General features: G+C 68.4%; 15 protein-coding genes. 4 read left to right on the top strand and 11 right to left on the bottom strand.

The window, feature by feature from the left end:
• Window positions 1-10: 10 nt before the first annotated feature.
• Genes nuoF through ACOYJQ_RS14795 form a run of 7 tightly spaced genes read right to left on the bottom strand, consistent with a single transcriptional unit; the run spans window position 11 to window position 5573 of the window.
• Window positions 11-1327, bottom strand: coding sequence for an NADH-quinone oxidoreductase subunit NuoF (gene nuoF, locus ACOYJQ_RS14825; protein WP_433459450.1), 1317 nt, complete (start codon window positions 1325-1327; stop codon window positions 11-13).
• 5 nt (window positions 1328-1332) lie between these two features.
• Window positions 1333-2265: an NADH-quinone oxidoreductase subunit NuoE gene (nuoE, locus tag ACOYJQ_RS14820; protein ID WP_433459448.1), complete on the bottom strand. Its 933-nt coding sequence runs from the start codon at window positions 2263-2265 to the stop codon at window positions 1333-1335.
• 33 nt (window positions 2266-2298) lie between these two features.
• The gene (locus tag ACOYJQ_RS14815; protein WP_433459447.1) at window positions 2299-3489 is read right to left on the bottom strand and encodes an NADH-quinone oxidoreductase subunit D; all 1191 of its coding nucleotides are present in this window, start codon (window positions 3487-3489) and stop codon (window positions 2299-2301) included.
• Window positions 3482-3916, bottom strand: coding sequence for a GFA family protein (locus ACOYJQ_RS14810; protein ID WP_433459446.1), 435 nt, complete (start codon window positions 3914-3916; stop codon window positions 3482-3484). The genes ACOYJQ_RS14815 and ACOYJQ_RS14810 overlap by 8 nt, the downstream gene beginning before the upstream one ends.
• A 2-nt stretch (window positions 3917-3918) precedes the next feature.
• The gene (locus ACOYJQ_RS14805) at window positions 3919-4596 is read right to left on the bottom strand and encodes an NADH-quinone oxidoreductase subunit C (protein WP_433459443.1); all 678 of its coding nucleotides are present in this window, start codon (window positions 4594-4596) and stop codon (window positions 3919-3921) included.
• A 12-nt stretch (window positions 4597-4608) separates the two neighbouring features.
• Complete coding sequence (locus ACOYJQ_RS14800) at window positions 4609-5217, bottom strand: NuoB/complex I 20 kDa subunit family protein (RefSeq protein ID WP_433459442.1); 609 nt, start codon at window positions 5215-5217, stop codon at window positions 4609-4611.
• Window positions 5208-5573, bottom strand: a complete 366-nt coding sequence (locus ACOYJQ_RS14795; RefSeq protein ID WP_433459439.1) for an NADH-quinone oxidoreductase subunit A — start codon at window positions 5571-5573, stop codon at window positions 5208-5210. The genes ACOYJQ_RS14800 and ACOYJQ_RS14795 overlap by 10 nt, the downstream gene beginning before the upstream one ends.
• Window positions 5574-5901: 328 nt before the next feature.
• Between ACOYJQ_RS14795 and ACOYJQ_RS14790 the strand changes: the two genes are divergently transcribed.
• The gene (locus ACOYJQ_RS14790; RefSeq protein WP_433459437.1) at window positions 5902-6132 is read left to right on the top strand and encodes a hypothetical protein; all 231 of its coding nucleotides are present in this window, start codon (window positions 5902-5904) and stop codon (window positions 6130-6132) included.
• A gap of 106 nt (window positions 6133-6238) precedes the next feature.
• Here the strand turns inward: ACOYJQ_RS14790 and ACOYJQ_RS14785 are convergent, their stop codons facing one another.
• Both ACOYJQ_RS14785 and ACOYJQ_RS14780 read right to left on the bottom strand, forming a co-directional pair.
• Window positions 6239-10588 carry a translocation/assembly module TamB domain-containing protein gene (locus tag ACOYJQ_RS14785; RefSeq protein ID WP_433459436.1) on the bottom strand — a complete coding sequence of 1450 codons (4350 nt, stop codon included), beginning with the start codon at window positions 10586-10588 and terminating at the stop codon, window positions 6239-6241.
• Window positions 10588-12576, bottom strand: coding sequence for an autotransporter assembly complex protein TamA (locus tag ACOYJQ_RS14780; RefSeq protein WP_433459434.1), 1989 nt, complete (start codon window positions 12574-12576; stop codon window positions 10588-10590). The genes ACOYJQ_RS14785 and ACOYJQ_RS14780 overlap by 1 nt, the downstream gene beginning before the upstream one ends.
• A 585-nt stretch (window positions 12577-13161) precedes the next feature.
• On the opposite strand from ACOYJQ_RS14780, the gene ACOYJQ_RS14775 reads away from it, so the two are divergent.
• Window positions 13162-14244 (top strand): patatin-like phospholipase family protein, encoded by a 1083-nt coding sequence (locus ACOYJQ_RS14775; RefSeq protein WP_433459432.1) that lies wholly within the window; start codon window positions 13162-13164, stop codon window positions 14242-14244.
• Window positions 14245-14251: 7 nt separating this feature from the next.
• Here ACOYJQ_RS14775 and ACOYJQ_RS14770 read toward each other — a convergent pair whose 3' ends face one another.
• On the bottom strand, window positions 14252-14686 hold the full coding sequence (locus ACOYJQ_RS14770) for a CBS domain-containing protein (protein WP_433459430.1): 435 nt from the start codon (window positions 14684-14686) through the stop codon (window positions 14252-14254).
• Window positions 14687-14800: 114 nt separating this feature from the next.
• Window positions 14801-15682 (bottom strand): rhomboid family intramembrane serine protease, encoded by an 882-nt coding sequence (locus ACOYJQ_RS14765; RefSeq protein ID WP_433459428.1) that lies wholly within the window; start codon window positions 15680-15682, stop codon window positions 14801-14803.
• A 334-nt stretch (window positions 15683-16016) separates the two neighbouring features.
• Here ACOYJQ_RS14765 and parE point away from each other — a divergent pair, with 334 nt between their 5' ends.
• Together parE and lexA are read left to right on the top strand one after the other, a co-directional pair.
• The gene (parE, locus tag ACOYJQ_RS14760) at window positions 16017-18146 is read left to right on the top strand and encodes a DNA topoisomerase IV subunit B (RefSeq protein WP_433459426.1); all 2130 of its coding nucleotides are present in this window, start codon (window positions 16017-16019) and stop codon (window positions 18144-18146) included.
• 213 nt (window positions 18147-18359) lie between these two features.
• Window positions 18360-19187: a transcriptional repressor LexA gene (gene lexA / locus ACOYJQ_RS14755; protein ID WP_433459424.1), complete on the top strand. Its 828-nt coding sequence runs from the start codon at window positions 18360-18362 to the stop codon at window positions 19185-19187.
• Window positions 19188-19287 lie beyond the last annotated feature (100 nt).

Here is a 19287-nt window from a genome sequence, read left to right as displayed (position 1 = left end):
GACCTTTCCCTCACTCCGCCGCCACAAGTGCCGGATGACCTTGCACCGGGTCGCTATGCGGATTGGCCGCATAATCGTCGATGCGCTTCTCGATCTCGTGACGGAAATGCCGGATCAAGCCCTGAATCGGCCAGGCCGCCGCGTCGCCCAGCGCGCAGATCGTGTGGCCTTCCACACGCGTCGTCACGTCGAGCAGCAGGTCGATCTCGCGCTTCTGCGCCCTGCCCTCGGCCATGCGCGTCATGACGCGCCACATCCAGCCGGTGCCCTCGCGGCAGGGCGTGCACTGGCCGCAGCTCTCGTGTTTGTAGAAAGCCGAGATGCGCGCGATCGCCCGCACGATATCGGTGGACTTGTCCATCACCATCACCGCCGCCGTGCCGAGGCCCGAACGCAGCCCGCGCAGGGTGTCGAAATCCATCGGTGCATCGATGATCTGCTCGGCCGGCACCACCGGCACCGACACGCCGCCGGGAATGACCGCGAGCAGGTTGTCCCAGCCGCCGCGCACGCCGCCGCAATGGCGGTCGATCAACTCGCGGAAGGTCAGGCCCATGGCCTCTTCCACATTGCAGGGCTTGTTGACGTGCCCCGAGATGCAGAACAGTTTCGTGCCGACGTTGTTCGGCCGGCCGATCCCCGAGAACCACGCGGCGCCGCGCCGCAGGATCGTGCCCGCGACCGCGATCGATTCCACGTTGTTCACCGTCGTCGGGCAGCCGTAGAGGCCCATGTTGGCCGGAAACGGCGGCTTGAGGCGCGGCATGCCCTTCTTGCCTTCGAGGCTTTCGAGCAGCGCCGTTTCCTCGCCGCAGATATAGGCGCCGGCGCCGTGATGCACGTAAATATCGAAGGGATAGCCGTGCACGTTGTCCTTGCCCACGAGCTTCGCCTCGTAGGCCTCGTCGACAGCCTTTTGCAGCGCGATGCGCTCGGCGATGTACTCGCCGCGCAGATAGACATAAGCCGCGTGCGCCCCCATGGCGAAGGAAGCGAGCATGCAGCCCTCGACCAGCAGATGCGGGTCGTGGCGCAGGATCTCGCGGTCCTTGCAGGTGCCGGGCTCCGATTCGTCGGCGTTGACCACCAGATAATGCGGCCGGCCATCCGACTTCTTCGGCATGAACGACCACTTGAGGCCGGTCGAGAAGCCCGCGCCGCCGCGCCCGCGCAGGCCCGACGCCTTCATCTCGTTGATGATCCAGTCGCGGCCCTTCTCCAGCAGGAACTTCGTGCCGTCCCAGTTGCCGCGCTTGAGCGCTTCCTGGAGGCCGGGGCTGCGCAGGCCGTAGAGATTGGTGAAGATGCGATCCCTGTCGTGCAACATCGCGATCACTCCTTCGCCTTGCTGTCGGCCAATTTTTCGTCGGCCAACTTCTGATCGGCCTTGCGAGCCTCCGCCTCGGGCGCGGTGGCGGGCGAGGCCGCTTCCTTGTGCTCGGGCTTGATCGGATCCTTGCCTTCGGCGACCCGCTGGGCGGGCGCCTGCGCGGCCTGCTCGCCCGGACGGGTCGTCGCGGGCTTTGCCGGATCGGGCAATACCGCGTCGCGCGCAGCCTGCGCCTTCTCCGCAGCGGCCTTCGTCTCCGCTTCCGCCCTGGCGCGCGCCTCCTCTTCCTCGAAGCGCTTGCGCCAGCTCCCGATCACCGAGCCGTCGTACAGCGCGGGATCGAGGAGCGTATTGACCGCATCCTGCGGCTCCGAGGCCACGCGCCCGTTCTGCGGGCCGGGCTTCACCGGCCGGCCGGCGGCAAGATCATCGAGCAGCCTGTTGAAGTTCTCGGGCGTCAGATCCTCGTAATAATCATCGTTGATCTGCACCATGGGCGCGTTGCAGCAGGCGCCGAGACATTCCACCTCGAGCCACGAGAACAGGCCGTCCTCGGTTATATGGCCCTGATGGCCGATGCGTTCCTCCAGCACGTCCTGGATTTCCTGCGCCCCGCGCAGCCGGCACGGCGTCGTGCCGCAGAACTGGATGAAGTAGCGCCCCACCGGTTGCAGGTTGAACATGGTGTAGAAGGTCGCGACCTCCAGCACCCGGATGTAGGGCATCTTCAACAGCTCGGCGATGGTGCGGATCGCCGGTTCCGACACCCAGCCGCCGCCCTGCTCCTGCGCCTTCCACAGCAGCGAGATCACGGCCGAGGCTTGCCGCCCCTCCGGGTATTTGGCGATGATCCGCTCAGCCCAAGCCGTGTTCTCCGGCGTGAAGGCGAAACCTTCCGGCTGAATTTCCTTTGGCGCTAGCCTGCGAACGGACATACCGTCACCCACTTCCTTGATCGCGTGAGAAGTTCAGCGATCCACCTCACCGAACACGATATCGATCGAGCCGAGAATGGCCGACACGTCGGCCAGCATGTGGCCGCGGCACAGAAAATCCATGGCCTGAAGATGGGCGAAGCCCGGCGCGCGGATCTTGCAGCGGTAGGGCTTGTTGGTGCCGTCCGCCACGAGATAGACGCCGAACTCGCCCTTCGGCGCCTCCACGGCCGCGTAAACCTCGCCCGCCGGCACATGGAAGCCTTCCGTAAACAGCTTGAAGTGATGGATGAGCGCTTCCATCGAACGCTTCATGTCGCCGCGCCTGGGCGCCACCACCTTGTGATCCGCGCTCGACACCGGCCCCTGCCCCGCCGGCTCGCGCAGCTTGGCGATGCATTGGCGCATGATGCGCACGGACTGGCGCATCTCCTCCATGCGAATCACCTGCCGGTCGTAGCAGTCGCCGTTCTTGCCGACGGGAATGTCGAATTCCATCTCGTCGTAGCACTCGTAGGGCTGCGCCCGGCGCAGGTCCCATGCCGCACCCGAACCGCGCACCATCGCGCCCGAAAACCCCCACGCCCAGCAATCCTCCAGCGACACGACGCCGATATCGACGTTGCGCTGCTTGAAGATGCGGTTGGTCAACACGAGATCTTCCAGATCGTCGCAGACCTTCAGGAACGGATCGCAGAAAGCCTCGATGTCGTCGACGAGATCGGGGGGCAGATCCTGATGCACGCCGCCGGGACGGAAGTAATTGGCGTGAAGCCGCGCCCCGCAGGCCCGCTCGTAGAAGATCATCAGCTTCTCGCGCTCCTCGAAGCCCCACAGCGGCGGGGTGAGCGCGCCGACGTCCATCGCCTGCGTGGTGAAGTTCAGCAAATGCGCCAGAATGCGGCCGATCTCCGAATACAGCACCCGGATGAGTTGCCCGCGACGCGGCACGTCGATGCCGAGAAGTTTCTCGATCGCGAGCACGAAAGCGTGCTCCTGGTTCATCGGCGCCACGTAGTCGAGCCGGTCGAAATACGGCGTCGCCTGAAGATAGGTCTTGTATTCGATCAGCTTCTCGGTGCCGCGGTGCAGCAGGCCGATGTGCGGATCGACCCGCTCCACGACCTCGCCGTCAAGCTCCAGCACGAGACGCAACACGCCGTGCGCGGCCGGATGCTGGGGGCCGAAGTTGATGTTGAAGGTGCGAACGTCCGCTTCAGCCATGATTGCCGTCCTGAGCGCCGGTGAAGAAGGCGATCGTTTCCGCCTCCGTCATCTTCTTCGTATCGTTGGCGAGAGCGTAGTAGCCGGGCTTGCAATCGTAGAAGATCTCGCTCGTCAGCCGCACGCCGTCATGACCGTCGAAAGCGGCGACCGCCACCACGCTGTGCGTGCCGTCCTTCGCCCGCCAGAACAGCGACGAGCCGCATTCGCGGCAGAAACCGCGCTCGCCCCACTGTGACGAATCGTAGACGCCGAGGGCATCGCCCTTCACCACCGTGAGATCGGCGCAGGCGCGGGTGATCGAGATGCCGCCGGCCCACCGCTGGCACATCGTACAATGACAGACGCCGGCCTCATCGTTTTCCGGCGCGGCGGTCAGCTCGACCGCGCCGCACAGGCACCGGGCGTTCATGACAGCATGGCCCATGATCACTTGCCTCCCGCCTTTTCATCGCCGGGCAGCACGTATTCGGTGCCCTCCCACGGCGACAGGAAATCGAAAGTGCGAAACTCCTGCACGAGCTTCACGGGCTCGTAGACGACGCGCTTGCGCTCGTCGTCGTAACGCACCTCGACATAGCCGGTGAGCGGAAAATCCTTGCGCAGCGGATGCCCCTCGAAACCGTAATCCGTGAGCAGGCGGCGCAGGTCGGGATGGTCGGCGAACAGCACGCCGTAAAGATCGTAAGTCTCGCGCTCGTACCAGTCGGCCGACGGAAACACGCCGACCGCGCTCGGCACCGGCGTGAACTCGTCGGTCGCCACCTTCACCCGGATGCGCCGGTTATGGCGCGGCGACAGCAGATGGTAGACGACATCGAAGCGCTCGTCCCGATCGGGATAATCGACGCCGCAGATATCGGTGAAATTGACGTAGAGGCAATCCGCGTCGTCACGCAGATGGGTCAGCACCGCGACGATCGCCTCCCGCCGCGCCAGCACGGTCAGCTCCCCATAGGCGACCACGGTGCCGATGACCGCATCGGGAAGCGCCGCGGCGATAGCCGCGCCGTGTTGCTCCAGCGGCGACAGCACCGGCGCAGCCTCTGCAGCGCCCTGTCCGTTGTCCTCGCGCTCGTTTCCCACGCGGCTGTTTCCCACGCTCATGGCCACTGCCTCCTAGCGCTCGATCGTGCCGATGCGGCGGATCTTCTTTTGCAGAAGCAGCACGCCGTAGAGCAGCGCCTCCGCCGTGGGCGGGCAACCCGGCACGTAGATGTCCACCGGCACCACGCGGTCGCAGCCGCGCACCACGGAATACGAATAATGGTAGTAGCCGCCGCCGTTGGCGCACGAGCCCATCGAGATGACGTAGCGCGGCTCCGGCATCTGGTCGTAAACCTTGCGCAGCGCCGGCGCCATCTTGTTGGTCAGCGTGCCGGCCACGATCATCACGTCCGACTGGCGCGGGCTGCCGCGCGGCGCGAAGCCGAAGCGCTCCACGTCGTAGCGCGGCATGGACACCTGCATCATCTCCACGGCGCAGCAGGCGAGACCGAAGGTCATCCACATCAGCGAGCCGGTGCGCGCCCAGTTGATGAGCTCATCCGTGGCCGTGACGAGGAAGCCCTTGTCGGCGAGCTCGTCGTTGATGCCGGAGAAGAACGGATCGTCGGACCCCACGGGCTTGCCCGTGTTCGGATCGATGATGCCGCGCGGGGCGGGAGCCACCAGCGCGCCGGCGGGGCGGCCGGCGAGACCGCGCCCAGAATCGCCGATCAATCCCATTCGAGGGCTCCCTTCTTCCATTCGTAGACGAAACCGACGGTGAGCACGCCGAGGAACGCCATCATCGACCAGAAGCCGAACCAGCCCAGTTCTCCGAACGTGATCGCCCACGGAAACAGGAACGCCACTTCCAGATCGAAGATGATGAACAGGATGGCCACCAGGTAGAAGCGGACATCGAACTTCATGCGCGCGTCATCGAAGGCGTTGAAGCCGCATTCGTAGGCCGACAGCTTTTCGGGGTCGGGATTCTTGTAGGCGAGGAGGAACGGCGACACGAGCAGCGCCAGGCCGATCACCAGCGAAACTCCCAGGAATATGACCAGCGGCAGATAATCCGACAGCAAATCCTGCATTCGATCCTCCAACGGCGTCCGCCGCCCGGACGGCCGGGCGGAGCGATGGCCCGGCTTCGGAGCCGGGATGCGCGAGCCGTAACTTCAATACATCGCAGCGGAAACTACAGGAAAACCTGAAAGATTCTCCGCCTTAGACCGGTTCGCATGTGCGACGAAGGCTTATCCCAGCCTTGAGCATGACGCAAGTGCCGCGAGCGTCCTTCAGCCCTGTTTTTGATCGATGTAATACTTTCGGCTAGAATAAACCAGTGTCCCGAACAGATGGAACATTTTGTCACCCCGGGACGTTGTCAACCTGCTGCAAGGATGTGTCAGGAGGTATGCCATGAATGACGAAATGCACGAGCCGGCCCGCCTGCAATACTGGTCGCACGGCCGCCATGCCCGCCCGGAAAACGCGATCGACTTTCCGACTCTGGAGGATGCCGTCGCTTTCGCGATGACCCATCGCAACGCGAACCGGGAAATCGCCTGGATACGGACCGAAAGCGGCACGACCCTTCTTCCCTCGCGCATCGCGACGCTGTGGGAGCTGCGCGCCAACCGCGCGGCCTGACGCACGCGCCTCGCGTCCGAACGCGGGCCGTTTCAGACCGGCGCGATCATGAAACGAAGGACTGCGCGGACGGAATCGGCGGCGGCCGGAAGGCATTGCCCGGCCGTCAATAATCCCATTCCATGCCGATGCCGACCGCGCTCGATCCGTCGGCGCCCGCCTCGCCCTGCAACTTGATGTGATCGGTGATATCCACATCGACCGTCAGGCGGCTGGAGGCGGGTGTCGCGCCCTGCTTGACGCCCAGATAGATGTTGTCGTTGATCCGCTTGCCGATGCCGACGTCGACATTGCCGGAATCGTCCGCGCCGACATCCACCGAATCAACGCCCAGCGAGCGCCCCAGGGTGCCCAGCGCGTCGCCGCCCCCCACGCCCGTCAGTTGCGCCACGGCCTGCGCCAGCCGGATGGTCTGCGAGGTGGTGAGTCGCGTCACCGGCCTTCCGAACAGAAGCCGCGCGAACACCTCGTCGCGCGGCAGCTCGGGCCGCGACGAGATCGACAGTTCGGGATTGGACGCATAGCCCGTCACGCCGATCTGCGCCGTCACGTCGGAGGCGGGCGCTTCGGCGAGGAAATCGAGCATCGGGTCCAGGCTGCCGCCCACGAACGACACTTCTCCGCGCGAGAAGGTCAGCGTGCGGCCGACGACGGCGAGCGTGCCGCGCCGCATCTGGAAACCGCCGTCGACCACCGGCGCGCTGCTGTCGCCGCGCACCTTGAGCGTGCCGCCCAGTTCCGCGTTGATGCCCTGCCCCCGCACGAAGACGCGGGCCGGCGCATTGATCGCGATATCCAGCCCCAGCACGAAGGGCGTCGAGGCGGTCGCCTGCGCGGCCGCGGCCTCCTCGCGCTCGATGCGCGCCCGCACGCGCGGCGGCGGATGCACATGCTGCACCACTATCGGCGCGAGCGAGAGCGGGAAACGGTTCGGAATGTTGATTTGCAGGTTGTCGACATTGATCGCGCCGGCGAGCCGCGGCGAGTGGGCGAGCGGCCCGGTAATGGCCAGATCGAGATTCGACACCATGTTGACCATCTCGCTCGCCACGAGCTGCGCCCGGTTCGCCCGGATGGTGATGTTGCCGGGAAAGCCCGCCGCGGGATCGACGGCCACGCGCCCGGCGCCGTTCACCACGCCGCCGTTGCGGGTGCGGGCGGAGAGGCTCGTGAGCACCAGCTCGCGCTCGCTGCCCGTCACCACCGCCTGGATGTTGTCGAAGAAGAGCCCCTGCACCGGATCGACGAACTGCCCGCCGGCGACGCGCACCGTGCCGCCCACGGCGGGGGCGGCGGCCGTGCCGCGCAGGCGCAGGTCCACGTTCGCCCGGCCGGTCAGCGTCTGCCCGCTGGCCGAGAGCACCGTGTTGGCGATACCCAGATCGACCGGCCCGGTGACCGTGAGATCGAGATCGCCTTCGCCCAGCGGGGCCGAACCCTGCACGCGCAACGCGATGTCGTTCTGCGCGCGGATGGTGGCGTCGGTCGTCACCCGCCCTCCGCCCAATGCGCCGGAGGCCGTGATCGCAAGCGGCCGCAGCCCGGCGTCGGCGATGGCCGGCAGCGTGATCCCGGCGACGTTGAGCCGGTAGCGCCCGTCCGGGCGCGCCGCGGCGCCCGTCACGTTCGCCTCGCCCGACACCGTGCCCGCAAGGCCGAGGCCGGGCGCGAAAAGCTCCGATACGCCGAGCGGAAAGTTCCGGATCGCCGCATTGACATCGAGCCGTTCGCCCGCCTCGCCCGCCACCCGCAGGCGGCCGGCGCCGGCGCGCAGCTCGAGGCCCGAGATGCGCACCGCACCGCCCGCGATGTCGATACGCGCGTTGGGCGCCACCTCGATGCGCTCGTTCCCGCGCGACAGCCGCGCCTGATTGACGACCACGCTCGTCGTCGCGCCAGGCGTCACCCGCGCCGCCGCCGTCACGTCCGCGCCCTGCGCCACGCCCTCGACGCGCACATCGGTCGCCTGCCCGGTTCCTCTGGCGGTTATGACGGCGCGCGGCACGGACACGCCGCCCGCGAGCGCCTCGGCGATCTCGATTCGCGCATCGAGCACCGGCTGGCGCAGCAGATCGCGGCCGGTGGCCTCGATTCGCGCGCCGCGCAACGAGGCGCCGAACCCCGCGAATCGGTCGATGTTGCCCGCGATCCGCGCATTCTGGCCGCCGTTGGCGCGGGAGAGGTCCGCCTGAAGGTTCACCTGCCCGCCGAGTTCCGTCAGCAGCAGCGGCGAGAGATCGGCGAGGTTGCCGGCCGCGATGTTCAGGCGGCCGGTGGCGAGTTGCGCCGCGTCGAGCGCTACCGCGCCCCGCACGGAAACCGAGCCCAGCGCGATGTCGAGATCGTCGATCCGCGCCGCGCCGTCGGCCGCGCGCGAGAAACGGCCTGCGCCGCGCGCGGGCCTGCCGTCCACCGCGCCGCCGAGCGCGAGCGTGCCGCTGACGGCGCCGAGCAGGTCGCCGGCCACGATGTCGAGCTTCAGCGCCTCGATCGGCCGCCCCGCGGCGCGCGCCTGCGGCACCGAGACGGCGGCCTTGCCGTCCAGCCTGTCCAGATTGCCGGTGAGCGTCACGGCGATCTCGCCGCGCCCCTGCAATTGCCGATCGATCTTGCCGAGATCGGGCAGCGTCAGCGTCGCCACCACATCGGCGTTGCTCTGCGTGGCCGAACCATCGGCCGCGAGGCTCACCCCGGCGCCGTCGATTTTCAGCGCCTTGAAGCCGAAACCGCCGTCCTGCGCCCGCGTCACGCCGCCGCTGAGCGCGAGCCTGCCGCCCGTCAGCCCGTCGGCCTGCGCCACGCCGGTGCGCAGCCCTTCGGCCGCGCCGTCCAGCATCACCGAGAGGCGGGACATGTCGAAAGCGACATCCACATCGGCATCGAGCCGCACGCTGCCGGCGAGGTCCGGCCCGGCGAAGGGGCGCAGGGCGGCGAGGTCCGCCTTCTCCAGCGCCACCTTGCCGATGATCTCGCCCGGATCGACAATCCCCGAGAAGCGCAGCGACAGCGGCGCGAGCGCCAGATGCGCGGCATCGACATGCGCGACCAGCGTCCGGTCCGCGCTGGCGCGCGCCGTGAGCTTCGCCGTTCCGCCCAGCATCCGCGTCAGCGCGGCGTCCGGCGCGGCGATGCCGGCGATGTCGCCGTCCACCGTGAGATCGAATTTCGTCGCCTCGTCCGCGACCGGCCCGTTACCCAGAACATGAGCGGCGATGCGCACGTCCTGCGCCCGGTAGCCCGCAGCAGCGAGATCGCCGGCCGAGAGTTCCGCCTTGCCTTCGAGCGCGGCCAGCGTGCCGCCGACATCCACATCGAGCGTCGCGCCGGACCACGAAACCGGCTCCGGCGACAGATGCGCGAACACCGGCGGCGCACCCGCCGTCACGCGCGCGCTGGCGGAAACCGCCTGCGTGGCGGGATCGAAATGGCCTTGCGCGCTCAGCGTGGCCGCCGCCGCGTCGAGCTGCGCATGCGTCACCGCGACCTTGCCGTCGTCACCGAAATGCGCTTCCACCGCAAGCGCGCTGCGGCCGCCGGCGAGCGGCGCGAGGGTGTCGGGCAACAGCGCCGCGATATCCGCGTCGATGGATGCCGTCAGCACGCGCTGCGCATCCTGGCGCCGCACCGCCAGTTCGCCGTTTGCACCGGCCTTGCCGGCAAGGTCGAGCAACAATTGCCCGCGCCAGTCGTCGAGCGGGCCGCCGCCCTTCGCCGAAAACGTCAGCGGCGGCAGATCGGCTACGCCGGCGATTTGCGACACGATGCCGCCCGCCGGCTCCTGCGCCAGCACGTCGAGCGTCAGCACCTCTCCTTCGGGCGCGTAGCCGAAGCGGCCGGTGATGCGCCCCTGCTGCCCGTCGATGCGGTCGACGGCGAGATCGACGTCGAGCCCCTGCGCCAGATCGACAAGTTCCGCCGAGCCGTTCACCGCAAGACGCGCCTCCTGCCCGAACAGCGCCGGGCCGAGCGCCACCTCGCCGACCTTCAGCTCGTTGAGCCGGATGCCGAACGGCAGTTGCGGCAGCCCGGCCGAGGACGAATCGGCTTCCGCCGCGCCCGAGGAAACCGGCGCGCGCGCCACCGCCACCCTGTCCGCCTCGACGACCGCGATGTCGAGAACGCCCGACAGCAGCGCCAGCGGCCGCCATGCCAGCCGCGCCCGGTCGATGTCGAGCCACACGCCCTGCCCGTCCGCGACCCTCACGTCGCGCACCGTCATGTCGAACGGCACCGCGCCCTCCAGCCTGCCGATGGACAGCGAGAGATCCGGCCCGCCCGCCAGCCCCTCGACGATCTCGACCAGCGCGGCGCGGCCCGTGTCGGTGCGGGTCATGAAGAAGAAACCGGCCACCGCCGCCACCGCGACACCGCCCGCGAGGCGCAGCAGCAGCCCGCCGACGCCTGTGCCGCGCCGCCTGCGCCTTATGCGAACGCGCCGATATCCGCCGTCGCTCATCAAAATGCTTGTCCCAGGCTGATGTAAAGTCCGTAGGGCGGATCGCCCCTCTCGCGATTGAGCCCGCGCGCGACATCGAGGCGAATCGGCCCGATGCCGGTGTAGTAGCGCAACCCGAGCCCCGCCGAGTAGCGCAGCGTCTCGTCGAACTCCGGCATCGAGGAACGGAACGCCATGCCCGCGTCCGCGAACACCACCACGCCGATGGTGTCCGTGACCTTGGCGCGCACTTCCGCCGATCCCTCGAAAAGGCTGCGCCCGCCGATCGCCACGCCCGCGGGATCGGTCGGACCGAGGCTCTGGTAGTCGTAGCCGCGCACCGACCCGCCGCCGCCGGCGAAGAAGCGATGCGGTGGTGGAATCTCGTCAAGCTCCGCGCCGACGGTCGAGCCGACGCGCACGCGCCCCGCCAGCACGTAACGCGCGGCGTCGTCCAGCGGCAGATAGCCGGAGGCGGTCACATCGAGCTTCGTCATGCCGACGGTGGAGCCGAGAAACGAGGGATAGGGCGTGACCTTGCCGCTGAGCCGCACGCCCCTCGTGGGGTTGAGCTTGTCGCCGGTGTTATCGTAGGCGAGCTGCGCCGGCACGCCCACCAGCGTGTACCAGCCGCTGTCGGTATAGGATGTATTGGTCGGCGCCGTGTATCGGGCGCGCTCGACGTCCAGGCCGATCTGCCCGGTCAGTTCGTCGGAGAACTTCCGCCGCACGCCAACGGAACCGATGAAGCCCTGCCGTGTGTAAGTCTCCGTGATTTCCTTGAGCGCGGCGACCTCCGCGACGAGATCGTCCTTCACGGTGAAGATGCCGGGCTTCAGGAAACTCGCGCTGACCTTGTAGCCGAGCTTGTCCATCGTCGTCGCGCGGCTGCGGCCGTTCACGGTGTCGACGTCGGCGCCCGAAACCTGCGCCTCCAGGCGCAGGCGCTCCGCCCCGCCGAACAGGTTGCGGTGCCCCCAGTAGACGTTGGCGGCGGGCCCTTCGGTGGTCGAATATTTGGCGCCGAAACCGACGAAACGCGGCAGTCGCTCGCTCACCCTCACCTCGATCGGCAGTTCGTTGTCGGCCGTCAGATAATCCGCCTCCACGATGCGCACGGATTCGAACACGTCATATGCGCCGAGTTCGCGCCGCAAACGGGCGATCGGCTCCGGCGAGAACACGTCGCCTTCGTTGAACGGCACACGGTCCTTGATGAACGCCGGATCGAGCCTTTCGGTTCCCGAAACCGTCACCGGCCCGAATCGCGCCTTCGGTCCCGTGTCGACGTGGAACACGAGATCCATGACAAGGCGCGCGTGATCGACCGTCGCCCGGCGCCCCGGCACGCGGGCGCGGGCGTAGCCCTCGTCGCGGAACCGGCTGACGAGGGCCGCCTCCGCGCTCAGCACGGCGCTGCTCACGGCGGGATCGCCGGCCCGCAGCCCCAGCGCCTCCCAGTCCGGCGAGGGCAACGGCCGCTGCGTCGCGGCGTCGATGAGCGCGAAGCGGCCGAACGTGTAGCGCTTGCCGGGCGTGACGGCGATGCGCACGGGCACCGGGCCCGTGGGGCGGGCGGCCTCGATGCGCCTCGCCGCATCGGGGCTGTCGAGCGGCGCGCCCGCGAGCGTGATGTCGACGCGACCGTTATAATAGCCGAGCGCCTCCAGCGCCGAGATCAGCCGGCCCTTGTCCGCATTGGCGCGGGCGACGAGACCGATGGCGCCGGAAGGCAACTGCCGCCGCAGCCGCTCCAGATCGGAGACTTCCCGCAACTTCGTCGCCGCGCTGTCGTCGGGAATGTCGAAGCTCACCGCATACGTCACGCCGTCCGGCACCGGCAGCGCATCCGCCTCTTCCTCTTCCGGCTCCCGCCCGACGATGCGATCGTAGAGACGGCCGAGGAACGAGCGGCGCGATCCGGTCCCGGCGTCCTCCGACGCCTCCGCATCCTGCGCGGCCGCACCCTGCGCGAGCGCGCGCCCTTCCGGCACGCAGCACAGCGCCATGGCGGCGATCCCGGCAAGAGAAAGCGCGTGAAGGACCGAGCCGCGCCCGGAGACGCTCCGGCGCGCGCAAACCGGGCATGCGGCCGCTTCGCGGGGCGGGGCGGGAGTCTCTATGGTTCTCTCTTCTGTCACGCGGAATCGGGCCTCGCACGCATACCCTGTTCACCGGAGCCGTCAGCTCGCAAACTGACCGTTTTCAGCCCGTCCCGTCAATGGGCCATCCCGGATGACGGCACGAACGGGGATAGGGACGAAAACATGGACGCGGCAAATGACGACCACAATGTGACGTCTCTTATAGCAAACCTCTTTTGGCGATTGGTTAACGCCGGAGCATTTGCCGATCCGACCCGATCGGCAAATGCTCCGCGATACTTTCGTTTGAGCCAGTTCTGGTCGATCAGGCAGCTCCATTTGACGGGAGCGCGCGCAAACGGCCAATCCGGCCATTGCCCCGGCACAGACGGAAGATGGCTGTCCTTCGAGGATGGTTCCCTCGCCCCGGAACACCATCAAAACGCCCCATCGCTGCGCAAACGTGATCCGCGCCGTCCGTGTCGGCAACACGCCGGGAGATATGATATCGTGCCGGATCGGATTTTGCGCCTCACAGGCATCGCCGACACAGGCAGGGAAAACGCGGTGGGCAGGGAACAGACGGCGACGGGAAATGCGGAAAACGGCGCGGCGCAACAGGAGGCGGCGAGGCGAGCGCCGGTTGTCGCCTCTCCCCGGCTGGGGCTGGCGCTCGGCGGCGGCGCGGCGCGGGGCTGGGCGCACATCGGCGTTCTGCGTGTGCTGGCGCGCGAAGGTCTGCATCCTTCCGTGATCGCGGGCACCTCCATCGGCGCCGTCGTGGGCGGCTGCTATGCGGCGGGCAAGCTCGACGCGCTGGAGGCCTTCGCCCGTTCGCTCACCGTGCGCCGCATCGTGTCGCTGATGGATTTTCACCTCAACAGTTCTGGCCTTCTCGGCGGGGAGCGCCTGCAAGAGCTGCTGCGCGCGCATCTCGGCCCGATCACGATCGAGGAATTGCCCGTCCGTTTCACCGCTGTGGCCACGGAGCTCGGCTCCGGGCATGAGGTGTGGCTGACGCGCGGTCCGCTGGCGGAAGCGCTGCGCGCATCCTACGCGCTGCCGGGCGTCTTCGACGCCATTCGCGTCCGGGGGCGCTGGCTGATGGACGGCGCGCTGGTCAACCCCATCCCGGTGACGGCGGCGCGCGTGCTCGGCGCGGAGGCGGTGGTCGCCGTGAACCTCAACGGCGACCCGCGCGCCCGCGCCGCCGTCGCACCGGAGATCGATCCCGCGCCGGACGAGAGCCCGGCCGACGACGGCCGCACGCGCACCGGCTTTCTGGGCTCGCTCCAGAACGCGCTGCCTTCCCCGGCGAATGCGGCGAGCTTCGGCGCGGGCATGTTCGGCGCGCGCAACAACCGCGGCCCCGGCCTCGCGACGGTGCTGATGGATGCGTTCAACATCACGCAGGACCGCATCGCCCGTTCGCGCCTCGCGGGCGATCCGCCCGACGTCACGATCGCGCCGCGGCTGGCGCATGTCGGCCTGTTCGACTTCGACAGCGCCGCCGAGATCATCGACCTCGGCGTCAAGGCAACGGAGCGCGTGCTGCCGGACCTCGTCGCCTATCTGTCGGGCGAGCCCGGATGAGCGGGCGTCAGGCGGTCGCGATATATTCGCGCAACGCCTTGTGTTCGTTCTCGAAATCGGCCAGCCGATGTTTCACGACGTCGCCGATGGAAACGATGCCCGCGAGCTTGCCGCCGTCCATCACCGGCACGTGACGGAAGCGCCCGGCCGTCATCATTTCCATCACGTCCTCGACGGTATCGTAAGGCGTGCAGGTCTTCACCCGCGACGTCATGATGCGCGAAACCTTGTCATCGAGCACGCGGGCGCCCTCGCTCGCCAGAACGCGCACCACGTCGCGCTCCGACAGGATGCCGAGCACCGCGCCGTCGACGCCCGTCACCACGAGCGCGCCGATGCGCCGCTCCGCCAGCAGATCCACCGCCTCGCGCAAGGTCCGCTGCGGCGAAAGCGTGATGACCGAACGCCCCTTGGCGTTGATGATGATAGCAACCGTGGTCATGACGACCTCCCTTCCGTTCATGCCCCTCCTGGCGAGGGAGCCTGCCGCCCGTCTGTGCGGGCTTCGCGATGCTCCGATTGTGCCCGCCGGGCCCCGTGAACGCAAGGCTTCCTTTCAGTTCGGCCCGCGCGCGCGGGAGACAGGATCGAGCGGCAGGAAAAGCGCCAGCCCGGCGAGGAAGCCGCCGATATGCGCCTCCCACGCGATCGCGCCGTCCGCGCCCATGACGCCCGAGGCGAAGCCCGCGAGCAGGTTGATGACGAACCACACCACGATGAAGCCGAGCGCCTGCCGGTTCTCCAGCAGCGCGACGAGCGGCTGCGCCGGCGCATGCACGCCGCGATAGGCGGCGCGCCCGAAGAACACCGGACCGCCGGCCGAGAACACGAAACGCGCCGCCGCCGCCATCACGCCGGAGATCGCGCCGGACGCGCCGACCATCGGCACGACGTCGTTCGGGCGCATCACCCAGTAGAACAGCGCCCCGGCGATGCTCGCGGCGACGAACAGCGCGAGAAAACGCACCGTGCCGAACCGGCGGGCCACCGGCGTGCCGAAGGCCAGCAGCCAAAGCCCGTTGAAGCCCAGATGCATCCATGAGCCATGCAGCAGGCTGTAGGTCAGCAGCGACCACGGCGCCGTGCCGCCTTCGGAAAGGATGTAGCGCGTGAGCGCCATCTGCTGCGCGCCGGCGGAAAACGCCGCCTCGAACATCGCCTGCGCCCGCGAGGGATCGACGAGCAGCGTGAGCCGGGCGGGAATGAAGGCGAGCGCCAGCATGACGTCGACCGCGACATCGGCCGCCAGCAGCGAGCGCGCGATATGCACCAGCACGAGAAGGGCGATGATGGCGACGATGACGCCGGGCGCATTCACCATGGGTTCGCGCGCCATGGGTTCGCGAACCGGGCGGCGGCGCGGATGATCGGGCGGGGGAAAATCAGACACGGGCACCTGCTTGGCGTGGCGGCCCGCAAGGCGCGCCGTCCGGGACACGCCGCGCCGCCCCGTCCCGCCGATCGCCCGTTCGACGGAACGACGTGCGAAACGCGAAACGCGCGCAGCAACGGCGCAACCCTATCACGCCACCGCGCCGGGGCGAAAGACGCCCGCAAGCCGACCTGCTATTCCCGACCCGCTATTCCCGCCACGCCAATTCCGCCATGCCAATTCCGCCATGCCACGCGGCCGCGCAGGCGCTCCCGTCCACATATCGCGCCGGCTTCCTGTCCGGCTGCGTCTTGACAGATCGGTCGACACCTGCATGTTTCCTGTCCGTTCGCCTGCTTGGGGGGCGGCGCGGGCGGATTCGGGAGAATCGGACGACACGATGACGGACAGCGACGATCTTTTCGGCCCGGCGAAGCGGGATGCCGTTTCCGGGGCGGCGGCAAGGGCCGCCTCTCCTGCGGCGGCGAAGCCCTCATCGCCGGCGCCCGCGGCGAGGCGCGCCGCCAGAGGCGAAGGCCGGCCCGCCCGCCCGCCGGAAGCGGCTCCCGCCCCCGCGGAGGCCGCCTACACGGCCGCGTCCATCGAGGTGCTGGAGGGGCTCGAGCCCGTGCGGCGGCGGCCCGGCATGTATATCGGCGGCACGGACGAGAAGGCCCTGCATCACCTTTTCGCCGAAGTCATCGACAACGCCATGGACGAGGCCGTGGCCGGGCATGCCAGCTTCATCGAGGTGGAACTGGCGGCGGACGGTTTCCTGAGCGTCACCGACAACGGCCGCGGCATTCCGGTCGATCCGCATCCGAAGTTTCCCGACAAATCGGCGCTCGAGGTCATCCTGACCACGCTGCACGCGGGCGGCAAGTTCGATTCCGACGCCTACGAGACGTCCGGCGGCCTGCACGGCGTCGGCGTTTCCGTCGTCAACGCGCTGTCGGAGACGCTGGAGGTGGAGGTGGCGCGCGGGCAGACGCTCTATCGGCAGTTCTATTCGCGCGGCCTGCCGCTCGGCCCGCTGGAGGTCGTGGGGCGCGTTCACAACCGGCGCGGCACGACGGTGCGCTTCCGGCCCGACGCCGACATCTTCGCCGAGGGCGTGCGGTTCGATCCGGCGCGCCTTTTCCGCATGGCGCGCTCGAAGGCGTTTCTGTTCGCGGGCGTCGAAATCCGCTGGCGCTGCGCGCCGGAGCTCGTCGCCGGCAACGGCAAGGTGCCGCCGGAGGCGACGTTCCGCTTTCCCGGCGGTCTCAGGGATTATCTCTCGCAGGAGATCGAGGGCCGCGCGCTCGTGGTCGACGGCATCTTCGCCGGGCGCGTCGACCGCGCCGGCGGCGACGGCAAGCCGGGCGGGCACGGCACGCTCGAATGGGCCATCGCCTGGTACGCCGAGGACGACGGCCACGTCGCATCCTACTGCAACACCATCCCCACGCCCGAGGGCGGCACGCACGAGCAGGGCCTGCGCACGGCGCTGCTGCGCGGGCTGCGCGACCACGCCGAGCGCGTCAACCAGAGCAAGCGCGCGGCGCAGATCACGGCCGAAGACGTCATGGTCTCCTGCGCCGCGATGCTGTCGGTGTTCATCCGCGAACCCGAATTTCAGGGCCAGACGAAGGACAGGCTCGCGACCGTCGAGGCCGGGCGCATCGTGGAGAGCGCGGTGCGCGACGCCTTCGACCACTGGCTCGCGGCGTCTCCCCAGCAGGCGTCGCGCCTTCTCGACTGGACGGTGGAACGGGCGGAGGAGCGCCTGCGCCGCCGCGCCGAGAAGGACATCGCCCGCAAGACGGCCACGCGCCGCCTGCGGCTGCCGGGCAAGCTCGCCGACTGCACGAAGGCGGGCGCGGCCGGCTCCGAGCTTTTTCTCGTCGAGGGTGATTCGGCCGGCGGCTCCGCCAAGCAGGCGCGCGACCGCGCGACGCAGGCGATCCTGCCGCTGCGCGGCAAGATCCTGAACGTGGCGTCCGCCGGGCGGGACAAGCTGGTGCAAAACCAGCAGATCGCCGATCTGATGCTGGCGCTCGGCTGCGGCACGGGGTCCGCCTATCGCAGCGCCGACCTGCGCTACGAGAAAGTCATCATCATGACGGACGCCGATGTCGACGGCGCGCATATCGCCTCGCTTCTCATCACCTTCTTCTGGCGGCAGACGCCGCGCCTCATCGACGAACGCCATCTCTACCTCGCCGTGCCGCCGCTGTTCCGGCTGAGCCACGGAGGCAAGACGGTCTACGCCCGCGACGAATCGCACCGGCAGGAACTGATGCGCACGACCTTCAGGGGCAGGAAGGTGGAAATCGGCCGCTTCAAGGGCCTTGGCGAGATGCTGCCCGCCCAGCTCAAGGAAACCACCATGGACCCGCGCAAGCGCACGTTGCTGCGCGTCGTCGTCGACGACGACGCGCGCCCGCAGACCGGCGACGCGGTGGAGCGGCTGATGGGCAACAAACCGGAGGCGCGCTTTTCCTTCATTCAGGAAAACGCCGCCTTCGCCACCGATCTCGATATCTGACCGCAGGAGCGCCGACGCATGAATCGGCCGAGATCCCCGTCCGGGCCGTAATCCTCGCCTGCAAGCCGGTTTTACAAGCCAAGTTTTAACGATCCGGGCGGATAGTGGCGCTTGCAGAACACATTAAGAACTTGTATAGTGTTCGTGTTTCGTTTCGTAAGCAGGCATGCATGAGGGGTCGCTGGGCGAAGCTCCGGGAAGGATTTGTGGACCATGTTGACGCGCAAGCAACACGATCTGCTTCGGTTTATTCATGAACGCATGCGGGAATCCGGCGTTCCCCCTTCGTTCGACGAGATGAAGGACGCGCTCGATCTGCGGTCCAAATCGGGCATTCACCGTCTGATCATCGCGCTTGAGGAACGTGGTTTCATTCGCCGCCTGCCCAACCGCGCGCGCGCGATCGAAGTGATTCGTCTTCCCGAGGCGCTGGCCGCGCCCGTGCCGCGGGGGCGCTTCAGCCCCAGCGTCGTCGAGGGCGGGCTGGGCCGGGACGGAGGGGCCGGCCGGGAGGCCGGATTCGGCCGGGACGGAGGGCTTGCGCGCGACCCTGCTTCCGGGCGCGCCGGCGGTCAGGCGTTCCGCGCGGGGGGCGAGCGTCCCGGTTTCGATTCGGGCGAGTCCGGCGCGGGCAACACGCGTCCTCTGTCCGCGCAGACATCGGTTCAGGTGCCGGTCATGGGCCGGATCGCGGCGGGCACCCCCATCAGCGCCATCCAGAGCAGCAGCCATACCCTCGCCTTGCCGCCGGAGCTGCTGTCGCCGGGCGAGCATTTCGCGCTCGAGGTGCGTGGCGATTCGATGATCGAGGCCGGCATTCTCGACGGCGACACGGTGATCCTGCGCCGGCAGGACATGGCGGAAACCGGCGACATCATCGTCGCGCTGATCGACGATGAGGAGGCCACCCTCAAGCGCCTGCGCAAGCGCGGCTCCTCGATCGCGCTGGAGGCCGCCAACCCCGCCTACGAAACGCGCGTGCTCGGCCCCGACCGTGTGCGCATTCAGGGCAAGCTCGTGAGCCTCGTGCGCCGCTACTGAACGCAAGTCGCGGGAGAACACGGCAATGGCCATGGCCTGCGCCACACCTCCGGGTGCGGCGGTGACACAGGCGGCTCCCCGGCTTTTGGCCGAGATGCCG

Origin of the sequence: Pseudochelatococcus sp., from assembly GCF_050946405.1 — a bacterium.
In the GTDB taxonomy this organism is placed as follows: domain Bacteria; phylum Pseudomonadota; class Alphaproteobacteria; order Rhizobiales; family Beijerinckiaceae; genus Pseudochelatococcus.
Note: the sequence above shows the minus strand (reverse complement) of the source record. Positions and strands in the feature narration are given on the sequence as shown.

What these genes read in the sequence shown, in the direction of transcription:
- nuoF (WP_433459450.1), bottom strand. Translation starts at nt 1,327, where the DNA reads ATGTTGCACGACAGGGATCGCATCTTCACCAATCTCTACGGCCTGCGC.
- nuoE (WP_433459448.1), bottom strand. Translation starts at nt 2,265, where the DNA reads ATGTCCGTTCGCAGGCTAGCGCCAAAGGAAATTCAGCCGGAAGGTTTC.
- ACOYJQ_RS14815 (WP_433459447.1), bottom strand. Translation starts at nt 3,489, where the DNA reads ATGGCTGAAGCGGACGTTCGCACCTTCAACATCAACTTCGGCCCCCAG.
- ACOYJQ_RS14810 (WP_433459446.1), bottom strand. Translation starts at nt 3,916, where the DNA reads ATGGGCCATGCTGTCATGAACGCCCGGTGCCTGTGCGGCGCGGTCGAG.
- ACOYJQ_RS14805 (WP_433459443.1), bottom strand. Translation starts at nt 4,596, where the DNA reads ATGAGCGTGGGAAACAGCCGCGTGGGAAACGAGCGCGAGGACAACGGA.
- ACOYJQ_RS14800 (WP_433459442.1), bottom strand. Translation starts at nt 5,217, where the DNA reads ATGGGATTGATCGGCGATTCTGGGCGCGGTCTCGCCGGCCGCCCCGCC.
- ACOYJQ_RS14795 (WP_433459439.1), bottom strand. Translation starts at nt 5,573, where the DNA reads ATGCAGGATTTGCTGTCGGATTATCTGCCGCTGGTCATATTCCTGGGA.
- ACOYJQ_RS14790 (WP_433459437.1), top strand. Translation starts at nt 5,902, where the DNA reads ATGAATGACGAAATGCACGAGCCGGCCCGCCTGCAATACTGGTCGCAC.
- ACOYJQ_RS14785 (WP_433459436.1), bottom strand. Translation starts at nt 10,588, where the DNA reads ATGAGCGACGGCGGATATCGGCGCGTTCGCATAAGGCGCAGGCGGCGC.
- ACOYJQ_RS14780 (WP_433459434.1), bottom strand. Translation starts at nt 12,576, where the DNA reads ATGGCGCTGTGCTGCGTGCCGGAAGGGCGCGCGCTCGCGCAGGGTGCG.
- ACOYJQ_RS14770 (WP_433459430.1), bottom strand. Translation starts at nt 14,686, where the DNA reads ATGACCACGGTTGCTATCATCATCAACGCCAAGGGGCGTTCGGTCATC.
- parE (WP_433459426.1), top strand. Translation starts at nt 16,017, where the DNA reads ATGACGGACAGCGACGATCTTTTCGGCCCGGCGAAGCGGGATGCCGTT.
- lexA (WP_433459424.1), top strand. Translation starts at nt 18,360, where the DNA reads ATGTTGACGCGCAAGCAACACGATCTGCTTCGGTTTATTCATGAACGC.